General features: G+C 55.6%; 11 protein-coding genes. 1 reads left to right on the top strand and 10 read right to left on the bottom strand.

What is annotated here, in order from left to right:
- Nucleotides 1-330, bottom strand: a 330-nt coding sequence (locus tag PKH29_08965; GenBank protein ID HNX14970.1) for a hypothetical protein, incomplete at its 3' end; no start/stop codon positions are given.
- 329 nt (nucleotides 331-659) lie between these two features.
- Here PKH29_08965 and pckA point away from each other — a divergent pair.
- A complete protein-coding gene (gene pckA / locus PKH29_08960; protein HNX14969.1) occupies nucleotides 660-2234 on the top strand; it encodes a phosphoenolpyruvate carboxykinase (ATP) in 1575 nt (524 codons plus the stop codon).
- 424 nt (nucleotides 2235-2658) lie between these two features.
- Here the strand turns inward: pckA and PKH29_08955 are convergent, their stop codons facing one another.
- The 9 genes from PKH29_08955 to PKH29_08915 all read right to left on the bottom strand — a co-directional run bounded on the left by PKH29_08955 (nucleotide 2659) and on the right by PKH29_08915 (nucleotide 14545).
- Nucleotides 2659-3681, bottom strand: a complete 1023-nt coding sequence (locus tag PKH29_08955) for a uroporphyrinogen decarboxylase family protein (protein HNX14968.1) — start codon at nucleotides 3679-3681, stop codon at nucleotides 2659-2661.
- Between the two features lie 424 nt (nucleotides 3682-4105).
- A complete protein-coding gene (locus tag PKH29_08950; protein HNX14967.1) occupies nucleotides 4106-5257 on the bottom strand; it encodes a uroporphyrinogen decarboxylase family protein in 1152 nt (383 codons plus the stop codon).
- A gap of 160 nt (nucleotides 5258-5417) precedes the next feature.
- Nucleotides 5418-6893 (bottom strand): DUF4340 domain-containing protein, encoded by a 1476-nt coding sequence (locus PKH29_08945; protein HNX14966.1) that lies wholly within the window; start codon nucleotides 6891-6893, stop codon nucleotides 5418-5420.
- On the bottom strand, nucleotides 6893-8401 hold the full coding sequence (locus tag PKH29_08940) for a GldG family protein (protein HNX14965.1): 1509 nt from the start codon (nucleotides 8399-8401) through the stop codon (nucleotides 6893-6895). The genes PKH29_08945 and PKH29_08940 overlap by 1 nt, the downstream gene beginning before the upstream one ends.
- Before the next feature lie 13 nt (nucleotides 8402-8414).
- Nucleotides 8415-9119 carry an ABC transporter permease gene (locus PKH29_08935; protein HNX14964.1) on the bottom strand — a complete coding sequence of 235 codons (705 nt, stop codon included), beginning with the start codon at nucleotides 9117-9119 and terminating at the stop codon, nucleotides 8415-8417.
- 21 nt (nucleotides 9120-9140) lie between these two features.
- On the bottom strand, nucleotides 9141-10082 hold the full coding sequence (locus tag PKH29_08930) for an ATP-binding cassette domain-containing protein (protein HNX14963.1): 942 nt from the start codon (nucleotides 10080-10082) through the stop codon (nucleotides 9141-9143).
- A gap of 235 nt (nucleotides 10083-10317) precedes the next feature.
- Nucleotides 10318-12873, bottom strand: coding sequence for a hypothetical protein (locus PKH29_08925; protein HNX14962.1), 2556 nt, complete (start codon nucleotides 12871-12873; stop codon nucleotides 10318-10320).
- Complete coding sequence (gene rlmB / locus PKH29_08920; GenBank protein ID HNX14961.1) at nucleotides 12870-13652, bottom strand: 23S rRNA (guanosine(2251)-2'-O)-methyltransferase RlmB; 783 nt, start codon at nucleotides 13650-13652, stop codon at nucleotides 12870-12872. Before rlmB ends, PKH29_08925 begins: the two co-directional genes overlap by 4 nt.
- Nucleotides 13653-14170: 518 nt before the next feature.
- Entirely contained in the window at nucleotides 14171-14545 is a 375-nt protein-coding gene (locus PKH29_08915) for a glyoxalase (GenBank protein ID HNX14960.1), read from the bottom strand.
- Nucleotides 14546-14673 lie beyond the last annotated feature (128 nt).

Raw genomic sequence — 14673 nt, 5'->3', positions numbered from 1 at the left:
ATAAGGAAAATACTCTTTACTCGGTAAGACATATCCGACATAGAGCGTCCAAAAAGACCTCCCGTCCTCCCGGACAGTCACCTCGGACGGATACTTGATCACCACGTCATAAATACGGAATGTCGTATTCCCCGACAATTCTTCGGTATATGGATAATCCTCGAATTCAAGTTTATATTTGATCTCCTGCCCCTCTGCGCAAATGAAGTAATCCTCCGTAACCGGATAGGTGATTTTTAACTGAAACCGCACCGTTTGGCTTGAATCGCACGCCGGAATAAAGCCCCATAACAAGGCCACCAAGACAACCGCCGCAATCAACTTTTTCATTCCATCCCCTCCCTTCCATATTATACCGTATATTCCGTATAAAGTAAAGGTTTCGGGATCAAACGGCGGGTCATCTTGAAGCCGCCCCTTACCTGCGGGCTGTTCGCCCGCTCGGAAAGGTCAAGACCTTTCCCTACTGATCTAAATCTGTCATTTCCTCCAGCAATTATAAAATTTTTTTATGATTTTTGGTAAAATCGGAAAATCTTTCGAATAACGACAAAATGTTGCAAAAACCGTATTCAAATTTGACTTTCTTTGTGATACAATATAATTGGTGAAGATTAATATCTTCGCCGGCCATTCATTTTTGAAAGAGGATAGACACTATGGAAACATACGGAATCGAGAAACTCGGCATCATTAATTCGACTGCCGTCTGGCGCAATCTCAACCCCGCGCAGCTGACCGAGAAGGCACTCGCCCGCGGCGAAGGCACGCTGTCTTTAACCGGCGCACTGGTAGTCAACACCGGAAAATATACCGGCCGCTCGCCCGACGACAAATTCGTCGTCGACCGCGGCAGCATCCACGGCAAAATCTCCTGGGGCAAAGTCAACGCGCCCATGGCGCCCGAGGTCTTTGATAAGATTTACGACAAAGTCGTCGCCTATCTGCAGAACCGCGAATTGTTCATTTTCGACGGTTTCGCGGGCGCCGACCCCAAATACGCGAAGAGCTTCCGCGTCGTCAACGAACTGGCCTCCGAAAACATGTTCATCCACCAGATGCTGATCCGTCCGACCGCCGAACAGCTCCAAAATTTCACGGCTGATTTCACGATCATCGCGGCCCCGGGCTTCAAATGCATCCCCGAAATCGACAAGACCCACAGCGAAGCGGCGATTCTGGTCGACTTCGAAAAGAAGATCGTGCTCATCGCGGGCTCCCAGTACGCGGGCGAAATCAAGAAGAGCGTCTTCACCGTCATGAACTTCGTTCTGCCGGAAATCAACGTCTTCCCGATGCACTGCTCCGCCAACATCGGCGCCGCGGGCGACACCGCGCTGTTCTTCGGCCTCTCCGGCACCGGCAAGACCACGCTGTCCGCCGACCCCGAGCGCAAGCTCATCGGCGACGACGAGCACGGTTGGTCCGATGACGGCACCTTCAACTTCGAGGGCGGCTGCTATGCCAAGTGCATCAACCTCTCGCAGGAACATGAGCCCCAGATCTGGAACGCCATCAAGTTCGGCGCGCTGGTTGAAAACGTGGTCATGGACCCGGAGACCCGCGAATTCGATTTTGCCGACGATTCTCTGACCGAGAACACCCGCGTCGGCTATCCGGTCGACTTCATCCCGAACGCCGTCATCCCGGGTGTCGGAAGCCAGCCCAAGACCGTCATCTTCCTCACGGCGGATGCGTTCGGCGTGCTGCCCCCGATCTCCAAACTGGACAATAATCTTGCCATGTATCATTTCGTCTCGGGCTATACCAGCAAACTGGCCGGCACCGAGCGCGGCATCACCGAACCGCAGACGACTTTCTCGACCTGCTTCGGCGCGCCGTTCCTGCCGCTCGACCCGAGCATCTACGCGAAGATGCTGGGCGAACGCATCACTGCGACCGGCGCGAACGTCTTTTTGGTCAACACCGGCTGGTCCGGCGGCCCCTACGGCGTCGGCAAACGCATGAGCATCAAGCTCACCCGCGCGATGATCTCGGCAGCGCTCAAGGGCGAACTCGACAACGTCGAATACGTCCGCGACCCGTTCTTCAACCTGCCGGTCCCGCAGAGCTGCCCGAACGTCCCCGCCGAAGTTCTCGACCCGAGAAAGACCTGGGCGGACAAAGAGGCCTACGATAAGTCGGCGAAAGCCCTCGCGGAGAAGTTCATCGCCAACTTCAAGAAATATACGAATATGCCTCAAAACATTGTAGACGCTCCGATCGTAAAATAAGAATTGAAGCAATTTCTTTGAATATCGCAGACGTCCCAATCGATCACATACGGGCGCATCCGAAAATCGCCCGCGCACCCGATTCATAAACCGATTATAACGCCTCCTATGCAAAACAGCGGCTTTCCGAAAGGAAGCCGCCGTTTTGTTTTTTTAAAGGAATATGATTATGAACTAAAAATGTGGGGGCGAAATCGGGCGCGGCCCGCACGGACGCGGTCCGCACGGGCGCGGCCCGACGCGTTCGCCCGTAAAAATTCTTTCCCGGAAAACGGGCGATCAAAGATCGCCCCTACAATTATAATTCTGCCGGGTACCTTTTGTCTTTCTTATTCACTCTTCACTTCGTCCCAACGCGGCGCGTCAGGCGGGCCGTAGCCCGTGCGGACTCGCAGCTCGTGATGCCTTGCGCCCTACAAAACGTCTACTCCGCTTTGTGTGCGGCTTCCGCCATAGCCAATATATTCGCGGCCGGAACGTTCGGCAAGATCTCCTCGTGGCTCGGGGAGATGATGATGTTCGGCCCGAGCAGGCCGCGCACCCGTTTGACTTCATTGCGGATATCCTCCGGCGTGCCGTTCACGAATAACGACTGCGCATCGATCCCGCCGACAAACGCGAGATCGTTTTTATATTGGCTCAAATCCTGCGCGCTCATGCCCGCGGCTTTCGCCTGGATCGGGTGCAGCGCATCCACCCCCGCGTCGATGAGATCCGGGATGATGCGGTAAATCGAGCCGCAGGAGTGCAGCATCACTTTTTTGTTGTATTTCTTGCCGACCGCGATGAGCCGCTTGAACGACGGCAGCAAAAACCTGCGGAATTGTTCGAGCGACAAAAACAGATCGAGCTGGGTTCCGAAGTCGTTTCCGAAAAACATCACGTCGGCGCGGTCGCCGAGTCCACTGAAAAATTTCTCATTCGCGGCAATATAGAAATCGACCAGATGCTCGGTGATCGCCTCGACCACCTCGGGCCGCTCGTACATCGCGATAAAATAATTCTCCATGCCCATGAAATCGCAGAGGTTGTGAAAAAAGCAGCACCACATCCCCGAAAAGACCAGCTTGTCGGAATACTTGTCCATGGTCTTGTAAAGCTCGCCGAACTCCAGGTATTTGACGTCCGGCCACGGGTACCGGTCGACTTCGGCGACCGTTTCGGTCTCGGCGAAGCACCCGGGCGCGCTCAGGGTCTTTGCCCGGTCGATGCCGAAAGAAGGGTCCAGCATCGGCTTTCCCTCGGGGTGATGGTAATATCCGTCCGCCATAAACCAGCGGCAGTCGTCGTTTAAGTATTCGTAAATCGCCTCGCGGGTCGGCTCGATGCCCCACTCTTTGGCGAAGATCGGCACGGTGTCGGTGTTCGGATGCCCCGTCCACATGACTCCCTCGCCGTTGCTTTTCCGATTAAAAATGTCCAGTCCCTTTTGCCGTGAATTCTTCATGGTGATGCTTTTCCCCTTGTTTTGTCAATATGATTTCCCGCTTTTGCACGTGTGCCATTATACCATAACGCGCTCGCCCTTACAAGCGATAAAACGCGCGCGCCTGTCTTTGCGAGGGAGTCGGCGCGGCCGCCGCGCCGACGAAATGTAGGGGCGATTATGAATCGCCCGCCCCCGCCGAGCGGATTATCACCCCGGATTGCCGCGGGGCGTAAAGCCCCTCGCAATGACGGAAAGAAACTCCCGTTTTTGCGAAGAGAAACGCGGAGCAGAAACATATTCGGAAGCGTAGGGGCGATTATGAATCGCCCGCCCCCGCCGAGCGGATTATCGCACTGGATTGCCGCGGGGCGTAAAGCCCCTCGCAATGACGGAATAAATCTCCGTCTTTACCGGGGGCCAAAGCTCTTAAAAAAACGGTCTCCTATTCAAACCTCCCATACTCCCTGACCGCGTCATACATGGCTTTGACGTTTTCGAGCGGGGTCAGCGGCGCGAGGTTGTTCGCGTCCCGAAGGACGAATTTTTTGGTCAGCGGTTTCACCTGCCGGATGATCCGTTTCACCTCCGCGGCGACGGCCTCCTTGGTGCCGTTTTGGAGCAGCTGGATACGCGGCCCGCCGTAGACGACCGCCTCGGGCCCGAGCTCTTTGACGAGCTCGCCGTGATTGACCGGAAATCCCGTGTCGAATTTCGTGCAGCCGAGTTCGTCCTGATACGTCTTGAACAGATGCGACGCGTCGCCGCACAGATGGATCTGATTGCCGGTGTCTTTCGTTGAGAGTTCGGAGACCAGTTTTTTATGAAACGGCAGCACGAATTCTTTATAACATTCAAGAGATAAAAGCGCGGTGCTGTCATCCGCGAACCAGATCCCTGCGCTCTTTTCGGGCAGACCCTCAAATTTTCGCCACGCCTTGATTCTTTGAATCGTGGCTTCGGTGATCAGACCCATCAGCTGCAGCGCGTATTCGGTGTCCTCGTACAAATCGACGCAGAATTCCCCGGTGCCCCGCAGATTGCAGGCGATCGTAAAAGGCCCGTCGGTGCCGTCCATCACGCGGTTGACCGAGACCGGCGCGCCTTCGTAAACAAAACCCTTTTCGCCCTTTTCGCGGAAAATTTCATAGTATTCTTTCGCTGTTCGCATCAACCCCGAAAACGGGTCGGGCACGCCTTTTTCGAGCAGCTCATATTTGTTGCCGTCACGCAGACACGGGACGGTCGCAGGGACGTTGTCCTCGGGATAGCGAATCCCGCAGCCGAGCCAAGGCGCCTCAAACGTGTTTTGAAAATCCACGTTGACCGCCCACCCGTTTTCGGGCACGCCCATCTCGTGGTCGAAAAAAATCTGAAACGCCGTAAGTTTTGCAAACTCGAGCTGAATGTTCCACATAATCTCGGGGTCGTTGAAATACTCCCGAAACGAAATTCTTTTTGTGTTATAAGCGGGATTGAGCAAAAAAAAGCGGGGGCTTGCGCCGATTGTCATCGGAATGCGTTCGGGTTTTCCCGCGTAAAATGCTTTCCAAAGCTCCTTGACTTCCCGGTTGTGTTCTTTGAAATTCTCGGTCATCGTTTTTCCTCATTCGCTCTGTTTTTACCGCCCTATTGTATCATACCGCTTTGATCCTGACAAGCAACGCCCTGCGAACCGCTCTGAACCTTCGGCACCCGGATATATTAAAACTGAAAAGAGACGGTTCTTTCGAACCGCCCCTTTTTGATGATTGTATTTATCCGAGTGAGGTCTTGTCGGTCGCTTTGAGCGCGTTCATCAGATCGTCGGCGAGCTCATAGGAGATCAGCATATTGCCCTGCCCGTTGACCGTGACGAAATATTTGCGCGAGTTGTAAGGGATGATTTGAATCACGTCGGTGCCGCCGGTCGTCAGCTTGACGGTGACCGTCATATACGGCGCTGCGGACGGTTTGTCGGTCACGCGTTCCGAATAGGCCATCGAAGCGAAAGTGGTGTACAGCGACTTGATCGCCGATACGTCGATGCTCTTGCCGTTCAGAGTGACCGAGTTGACTTCCGTCGAGTTGACCAGTTTATAATCGAAGGTCTTGAACGAGGTGTCGAACTTGATCTCATCGATGTTGATGAGTTTTTCGGTATAAATATTGCGGTCCGCCAGCGAATCGAAGCTCGCCTCATACACCGCGGAGAGGGCGCTGTAAGGCACCGAGTAGATGGCGTTGACGTCGTCCACGGTGACGTAGACGCAGTTGCCGTAGACGATGCCGAGGCGGAGGGTATGTTGACCGTCCGTTTTGGTCGTGACGGGTTTTCCGTCGCTTCCGACCGTTGTGGATTCCACCGTGTATTTGAAATTCAGCGTTCTGACCGGGGTCTGAAGCCCGTACATCGCGAGCGTGTCGGGAGAGAGGGGCATGCTTTTGGTTCCGGCGATTTCAACGGTGACGTCGTCCTTGATGATGTCGAGTTCGCCCATCAGCGCGCTGATGGCGGTCGAATCCACGGTTCTCTCAAAGGGCTCGGTGATCCGGTAATCCACGTAATTTTCCGTGTTGTTTAAAATTTTCAGCGCGTCGCCGCCCGTTCCGCCGAACGTCAGCTCCTGAATGATGACGCCGTCTTCCAGCTGCGGGTAGAGCTCGGTCTTCATGACGTCTTTGAGCGAGATGAAGGCCTTTTCGTAATAGTAATTCTCGACGAGGTACACCGAGTCGTCGCCGCTGCGCATCACGTAGCTGAGATAGTCGCTCTCGGAGTTCGTCAGCGCGACGGAAGTGCCGAAGGAATAGGTGATGACGCTGCCGTCCGCGAAATCCAGCGTCACGGTGAGTTCCGGTTTGTCAAATCCGTAATTCGCGAGTTCAGCCGCGGGGACCTCGAGCCTTTTTGAGGCCGTGACGGTATAAAAGGCCAGCGCGATGTCGTTGACCGCGTACGCGTCCGATTTGACGTTGTCCAGGTCATTCAAAAACCAGCTCTTGTCCTCCACGCCGTCCACGGTGGGGTCGGGCGTGAACGTGAAGGTGCCGTAGCCGTTTTGTATGGTCATTTTCTTGATGTCGTTGGCAACGTTGTACTGGTCATATCCGCTGACGCCGATGGAGAAGGTCTTCTCTTCCGTTTTCACGCCGGTGCCGTTCGCGTCCCGCTGCAGCAGGTAATACCCTCCGCCCGCGAGAATCAGCACCGCGGCCAACAGGACGACGGTGAGAATCGGTTTCTTTTTCATCACAGATGTCTCCTTCTGGAATACACGGTGACGCCGGCGATGATGACGGCGACCGGGGGCAGAACGACGATGAGCAGGAAAATGACGACCGTCTCGCCGACGCCGCTGATGCTGTAGGTGTCGACCGTGAGGTTCAGCGGATCGATGGTGACTTCGTTGACAACGCGCTCGGTCCACTCTTTAAACGATTCCAGCAGATACTTGGCGTTGACCAGCGTTCCGTCATTGATAAACGTATCGCTTGCCGTGATGACGCTGCCGGCCACCCAGACGCGGGAAGAGACGCTTCCGACGGTCTTGGTGCTGAGGGCGGCGACCGTGTAGGACGTATCGCCCGGGTCGTCTTCTCTCGGCATAAACGTCGCGGCTTTGGCGTTCTCCGCGGTGGTCAGGAACGGGTTGCCCGTGCACTCGACCAGGGAGGCCGTCGTGATCTGGCCTTTCGACGGCGCGGTGAAAGTGAATTCAATGTTTCTGGTATAGGGCATCAGCAGTTTATAATTGGTGCCCGGGGTCAGAGAGGCGAAATTCTCGCCGTAGGTCTCCTCGGTCGACGGGACCTGCCCGTAAACCATCAGCGGGTTTTCCATATAGCGGTCGGAACTCATCTCATAAACGACGTTGTCGGTGACGGCGAGGCCCCATTCCGCGAGGAATCCGTCGAGCAGCGGCGTCGCTTGTTTGTCGAGCGTGGCGAAATAAGCGAAGGTCTTGTCATAGTTCCCGCCGTTTGCCAAAAAGGTGTCGAGGGTCTTCAGTTCTTCGTCGGAAAAATCATATTGCGGGCCCTGCGAGACGATGACGTTGACGTCGGAGAGGTCGGGGTTGCCCGCGAGGTTGACGGTTCTGATCTCAAAGAGGTTTTTCTCAAGGAAGGTGCCGAACTCGCTGCTTGCCGCTTCATTGTGTCCGGTGGTGAAGCCGATGACGTAGGTCTTGTCCATCAGAACATATTGGATGGCATAGTTCATCGCGTTTTCGACGTCCGAATATTCCCTCTGCTCGGAGGTCTGCTGATCGGTCGCGGTATAGTCGAGGTCTGCGGAAGAGACGACCTTATAGCGGCTTCCGCACTTGACCAGAATGTCGCCTTCGCTGATCTGTTCGTCCTGATAGGCGTTCAGGTAGGCCGGGTCATAAACCACATCCACATAGCTGTAGGTGAAATAATCCGGATTGACCTGCGCGTAGGACTTGATGATCTCGAGCGGCTGCGGGAAATTCGATTTAAACGAGTTCTCGTTTTCAAGCACGACGATGTCGACTTTTTTGTTGATGCCTTTGACAAAGGTCTTGGTCGTGTCGCTCATCGTGAAGATCTTCTGCGCCGTCATGTCCACCTGGAGATGAAATTTGGCCGACAGCAGATCGAGCGCCGACTGCGCGAAGAACAGCGTCACAAGCAATACGGCCGTGACCGCGACGGTGATGATGACGTGCTTTTTGCCCGAGCCGAATCCTTTAAAATTCTTCACCGTTTTATCGGTGTTTTTATCAGTCGTTTTCACTGGTTTGTCCTCCTTATGCCCATCTCTTGCGGTCGAGGATTCTGACCGCAACAAAGAGCAGCAATCCGGTCATGCTGAGATAATAAAAAACGTCCGCGACCGAAAAATTCCCGTTGAAAAAGCCGGTGAAATGATGGCCGGGCGAAATCCACTCGGTAATTTTGATCAGTGTCTGGCTGCTTGAAGACTGCGTCAGCGAGTCGACCTGTCCCATGACCATCGAAATCGCCAGCGCGACGATCGCCGCGACCGCCTGGCTCTCGGTCAGCGCGGAGACGACAAGGCCGATGGCGATCAGCAGCCCGCCGAGCAGAATCAGACCGATGTAGCGGCAGAACAGAAGGCCCCAGTCCGGGCTCCCGTAGAAGGCGAGCACGAGTTGGTGGACAAACACGATGGCGGTGGCGGCTATGTAAATCAGGCCCGCGCCGAAAAATTTGCCGAAAATGACTTCGGTCATGGTGACCGGGGAGGTGTAAAACACCTGTTCGGTCTTATGGCGTTTTTCCTCGGAGAGCAGCCGCATCGTAATCAGCGGGACGATCAGGTACACCAGACTGAACAGGGTGCTGAACACCGGGGCGATGTCGGTCGTGGCATAGAGGAAAACGTCGATAAAGAAGCTGAACGACGCCAGCAAAAAGGTCACGCCGATAAACAGGTAACCGACGGGATGCGCAAAATAGGAGGCGAATTCGCGTTTAATGATGGCTTTCATGATTCTTTTCCCTTTCCCGGCTTATTCCGTCTCATCGGTTTCGGTCAGCCGCAGGAAGACGTCTTCAAGGGTCAGCTGGCTGCCGACCATGCTGACAATCGGCCATTTCCGTTCGGCAAGGCGCTCAAAAACCTCTCTGCGCACGTCCGTCTTTGCCTTGGGGATGACGATGAAGTCATTCGAGCCGCTCTCGCGCACGCCGTCGTCGACGATCTTGTCCACACCGCCGATTCTGACGAGGGTCTTCGCGACCTCGTCGCGCGGGCCGATGACACGGACGGTAAAGCGTGCGTCCTCGGTGGCCTTGCGGATGATGTCGTCGCGTTTTCCGTCGGCGACGATCTCGCCCTGATTGATGATGATGATGCGGTTGCAGACCGCCTGAATTTCATGTAAGATGTGCGAACTGACCAGAATCGTATGTCTTCTGCCGAGGTTGGCGATCAGGTCGCGGATGTCGACGATCTGTTTGGGGTCGAGGCCGACGGTCGGCTCGTCCAGAATCAGAATCGGCGGCGTTCCGATGAGCGCCTGCGCGATGCCGACGCGCTGTCTGAACCCCTTTGAGAGGTTTTTGATCAGGCGCGGATAAACGGCTTCTATCTTGACGAGTTTGCAGATTTTCGAGATATGTTCCTCGCGGTTGGCCTTGACCTGCTTGAGGTCGAAAATAAAGTCCAGATAGGCCTTTACCGTCATATCCGGATAAAGCGGGGGCAGTTCCGGCAGATACCCGATATTCATCTTGGCCTCAATCGGCTTTTCCCGAATATCGAACCCGTTGACCGTCACCGTGCCGGAGGTTGCGGAGAGATAGCCGGTCATGATGTTCATCGTCGTGCTCTTTCCAGCGCCGTTCGGGCCCAGGAGGCCGACGATCTCACCCTCGCCGATTTTGAAACCGACGTCTTTGATGGCAAACTTTTCGCCATAACGCTTGGTCAGTCCGTTCACTTCAATCATTTCGAGTCCTACTCCTTTTTTTATCACGAATGCAAAACGTGCCTGTCCCCTTTGATGCAAAAATCCTATCGGGCGCCGGTGACAGATTTGTGATGGGATTGTGTCATCTTGCCCAAACCGTGCCGCCGTGCGAAAAAGTCCTGCACAGAGAGGAAGTATATCATATTTTCAAAGCTTTTTCAACCGATTTCCGAGCTTTCCGCCCATTCCCGAAAACTGTTGACAGGTTCTGGTTTCACCAGAGATTTTTATATCCCGGCAGGCACTCGATCAGCGCCGACAAAAGCAGGATGATTAATTGCGCCGCCGAAGCGAGCGCCACGGTCATCGAGCCGAGCGATGAAGAGAACGCGGCGACGAGCAGCGCGCCGAACGCGAGCACCGTCAGCCCCGCCTGCGCGGCAAACCCGACCGAGAGCGACTTGCGCAGTTTAAAGCAGGTTAAAACTGTCCTGATGCGGTCATGCGCGCTCCCGCCGCAGACCGCGCCCGCCTTGAGGGTCCCGCGCTCGCGCAGAATTTTTTCAAGCGCCGCCTTCCCCCGGGTGTCGGCGATGACGACGTAGTCATCGGGAAGCCCCAGCTGTTTGGAAATGATTGAAGGTCTGATGCAGGGGTCGCGCGTGTCGATGAGCAGCCGGACGCGCTGTTTCGCGAGCGCGCGCAGCGCGCGGGCCGTGTCGGAATCGATTTTATAAGTCACGAGCAGCACCGCCATCAGCTCTCCGCCGAACGCGAGATAGATCAGGCTGCGGTTTTTTTTGGTGAATTTTTTATCGAAATCGTCGCCCGGAAGCACGATGTCATATTCCGAGATGAATTCCCTTGAACCGAGGATGACCCGTTTGCCCGAGATCCAGCAGACGATGCCCTTTTCGGGCTGATAGACGGCTTCGTTGTCAACCGGCAGCAGATAGCCCTCGTTTTCCGATAAAATCCCGGTGAACAGATCCTTGAGGGGGCCGCCGCGCTTTTCCACCGCCGACGCCGCGAGGATGATCGCTTCGTCCATGCGCTTTCCCGCGAAGGTCTTGATTCCGTTCAGCACCATCGTCTTCGGGCTGAAAATCTCCGAATCGGTGAAGAGCATCGAGGTCATGTCGTAGGCGTCGTCGAACGCGCACTGGCTGCTGATCGCGATCCCGTGTTTTTTGTTCGCGGCCGAAGCGCGCGCCTGCCCGAGCATGCAGATGACGCCCGAGGCAATCGGCATCAGCACGCAGAGCACCGCCGTCCAGACCGTCAGAAACATCGCGAATCCGCCGGTCCGGAGGATGGTCACCGCGATGGCGAGCAAAAATCCGAAAATCAGCACCGACGGCACCAAAATCTTATTCATCCGGTCGGAGCCGTCCTCGGAGTCGGACATCGAGAAATAATCCGAGGCGAATCCGGCTTTGACGAACACGCCCGCGACCGCGTCCTCCTCTTCACCCGGGCGCTGCAGAATCGCCGAATTGCCCTCATTCTGAAGACGCAGATGATATTTCGGCCCGGGCGCGGAAATCACATCGAATCCGTTTTTCTCGCGGACCTGGCGCAATAGACCTGTCAGGTGCGCGGCCGCCGCGGCAAACGCTGCGAACGGCATAAATACGCCGAACACGCCCGCCGCAAAGGTCCCGGGCACCGGTGCCGCCATCATCATCAGGCCCTGCACCGTCGTGAACAGCCAGATGAGCGAAGCCGCGGTGTCGGCGGTCGGGCTGAGTTTGATGAAATCGAGGATGCCGCCCCAAAGCGTGTCGAAAGAAAACAACAGAATGATGACGTTCAAAGCGAGCAGCACGCCGATGATGACCCGGACCTGCTGGCCGTTTTCGTTGACTGCGTATTTTACCGCGGCCGCCGTCGGTTGGCTGTTTTGGTTCGCCTCGCCGACGGTCGTCGACCCGGCCGGATTGATGCCGTCTCCGGGGTTGATGACTTGTGCGCCGTTTGTCTCATTCGCCGCCGACAGATCATAGGGCAGCGCCGTCGCCGGAAGTGCGGGCGACAGGACGATCAAAAACGAGATGATGAAAATCAAAAAACAGACCGCGGCCCGCAGCGCCTTTTTGCGCGTCCAGCGCGAGAGGTCGGCCGCGATCTCCTCCGGTTTTGAGTTTTGGGTGAATTCGAAATCGTCGCCGGCCTCGCCATCCTGCGCGGAAGTCGTGTCCAGCACGAAATTCTCCATCTTTTCCCGCCGCGTTTTCATGAGCAGCTCGTGCGCGCTGTCGCTCTTTTCGGCTTCCGGTTCGGGCTGTTCCGGCTGAACCGGCTGCTCCGGCGGTACTGCCCCGGGTTCGGGCTGAACCGCTTCCCCGGGTTCCGGCTGCGGCTCGGGCGGATTTTGAAAGGGTTCCGGCGGCGCGGTGCGGGAGGCGGGTGAATAGATCCGCACTTCTTCCTCTTCTTCCCCGGGTTCGCGTAACGGTTTCGGCGGCTCCGGCTTTTTCGCAGGCCGCGGTGTTTCGCTCTGCGGCTTGCGCAGCTTGATATCTTCATCTTCGCTGAACAGGCCCTCCTGCGGAAGCGCCATCTGCGCGTCGAGCGGCAGCTGGCCGTCTTCGAAACTGTGCTGCTTCGGGCGTTCGGTCTTTTTGCGCTCGCCGGGGAAGAGGTCGCGGTGGATGGTCTGACGGGTGTCTTCGTCGAGGCCTTTCGTGCGCTCCCGCTCCTCAAAACTGCTGATGAGCTGATTCAGTTTGCGGCGTTTTTCGGCGGCGATGCGCTCGAAAATCTCGTCGCTCATCTCTCCGGGATTATTGGTTTTTTTCTCTTTTTCTCTGTCTTTTTCTTCGCTCATGCTCTCATCCCTGCCTCCCTCTTCTTTTTGCGCTGCACCGTCGCTTCAAATAAAAGAATGCCGCCCGCCACCGAGGCGTTCAGCGAATTGATCTTGCCTTTCATCGGAATGGAAATCACTCCGTCGCAGGTCTCTTTGACGAGCCGCCCGATACCCTCGCCCTCCGAGCCGATCACGATCGCGCTCGGGCCGGTCAGGTCGGTCTTGTAAAAATCCCCGCCGTCCATATCGGCGCCGTAAATCCAGACGCCCTGCTGTTTCAGCTCTTTCATCGTGTTCACGAGATTCGAAACTTTGACGATCGGGATATGCGAAACCGCGCCCGCCGAGCTCTTGGCGACCACGCCGCCGAGCATCGCGCTGCGGTGTTTCGGGACGATCACGCCGTGCGCGCCCGCGCATTCGGCGCTTCGAATCAGCGCGCCCAAATTATGCGGGTCCTGGATGTCGTCCGCGATCAAAATCAAAACCGGCTCGCCTTTTTCCGCGGCGGCCTTGAAAACGTCGTCGAGTTCCGCGGGTTTCGCGCTCGAGGCGACCCCGACGATGCCCTGGTGAATCGCGCCGCCCGCAAGCGCGTCCAACTTGGACGGATGCACCTCTTTGATCAACGCGCCTTCTTTCACGCATTTCGCGATCAAAGGCGCGATAGGGCCGTCTTTTCTGGTGACGAAAACCGTATCGAAAACGATGCCTGCGGCCAGTGCCTCGGCCACGGGATTTTTTCCGGCATATACGTCGTTTAATTCTCTGTCGCGTCCGTCTTTTTCGGAGTTCATGCCCATTTTTACGCTCCCGAAAAGTTTTTGCGGCTGTTTTGATCGCACCTTCGGTTTGCGATTTGTCGCTTACGGATATTATACCAAAACAATGTAAAAATTTCAATTATTTTTCCATGTTCGACATCATTTTGCACAATTCGTTATTACATATAGTGGGAGCATTGGCCGTCCGCATTGAGGGGCGCATCTGCGTGTGCGCCCGCAATCTTGCCTCCCTTGTTAAAGGGAATGGGGGAAGAAGTTCGTAAACGAACTTCCGGATGAATTGCCATGCAATTCATCTACCGCCTTGCAGTGGTGGTGGGATTCCGTCCCCGCCCCCATCGCATGGATTACGCGCCGTTTGTTAAATAGGAAGCCATCGGCTGTTCGCGTTGTAGGGGCGATATCGGGCACGGCCCGACGCAATCGCCCATTCTGGATTGCCACGGGGCTAAAGTTCCTCGTAATGACGAAAAAGACTCCCGCCTTTACGAGGAGCCGTACCATGACTGTTGTGTCGAAACCCGTCACTTTTATTTCATCCCGAAGACAATCCACCGCCCGTCGATATCTTCGAGTACAAATTCTTTGTTGTTGTAATCGGTCACATGGAGCGGTCGGACGATTTTGGCTCCTTTGCCGATAAATTCTTTTTGCAATTCCTCCTGATGGTCGGTGATCAGATAAGCGTCTTCCCCGTAACCGTAGAGCTCCCGGTTCGGGTGGACTTTTTCGCTGTTCGCCTTGGTCAGGACGATCTCCACGCGGTCGCGATAAAGGCAGATATGGGGCTCTTTTACCTCTAAATACGGAACCGCCCGGAATCCCAGAACCTCGTGATAATACTTAGCGGTCTTTTCGATATCCGGCGCGGGAAACACCGCTAGGATTGAAAAAATCTTATCCATATTGATTTTCTCCTTTTTATTAAGTATAGGGACGCTACTCATCTTTTCGAGGATGCACGACGAAGTGTAGGGGCGATTCTTAATCGCCCGTATATCAAATCGAAACAACGGGCGATTACGAATCGCCC

The organism is Oscillospiraceae bacterium (assembly GCA_035353335.1).
Lineage (GTDB): Bacteria > Bacillota > Clostridia > Oscillospirales > JAKOTC01 > DAOPZJ01.
The sequence above is the reverse complement of the archived record's forward strand: the minus strand, read 5'-3'. Positions and strand labels throughout refer to the sequence as shown.

What these genes read in the sequence shown, in the direction of transcription:
- PKH29_08930 (HNX14963.1), bottom strand. Translation starts at nt 10,082, where the DNA reads ATGATTGAAGTGAACGGACTGACCAAGCGTTATGGCGAAAAGTTTGCC.
- PKH29_08955 (HNX14968.1), bottom strand. Translation starts at nt 3,681, where the DNA reads ATGAAGAATTCACGGCAAAAGGGACTGGACATTTTTAATCGGAAAAGC.
- PKH29_08925 (HNX14962.1), bottom strand. Translation starts at nt 12,873, where the DNA reads ATGAGCGAAGAAAAAGACAGAGAAAAAGAGAAAAAAACCAATAATCCC.
- PKH29_08950 (HNX14967.1), bottom strand. Translation starts at nt 5,257, where the DNA reads ATGACCGAGAATTTCAAAGAACACAACCGGGAAGTCAAGGAGCTTTGG.
- PKH29_08915 (HNX14960.1), bottom strand. Translation starts at nt 14,545, where the DNA reads ATGGATAAGATTTTTTCAATCCTAGCGGTGTTTCCCGCGCCGGATATC.
- rlmB (HNX14961.1), bottom strand. Translation starts at nt 13,652, where the DNA reads ATGAACTCCGAAAAAGACGGACGCGACAGAGAATTAAACGACGTATAT.
- PKH29_08945 (HNX14966.1), bottom strand. Translation starts at nt 6,893, where the DNA reads ATGAAAAAGAAACCGATTCTCACCGTCGTCCTGTTGGCCGCGGTGCTG.
- PKH29_08935 (HNX14964.1), bottom strand. Translation starts at nt 9,119, where the DNA reads ATGAAAGCCATCATTAAACGCGAATTCGCCTCCTATTTTGCGCATCCC.
- pckA (HNX14969.1), top strand. Translation starts at nt 660, where the DNA reads ATGGAAACATACGGAATCGAGAAACTCGGCATCATTAATTCGACTGCC.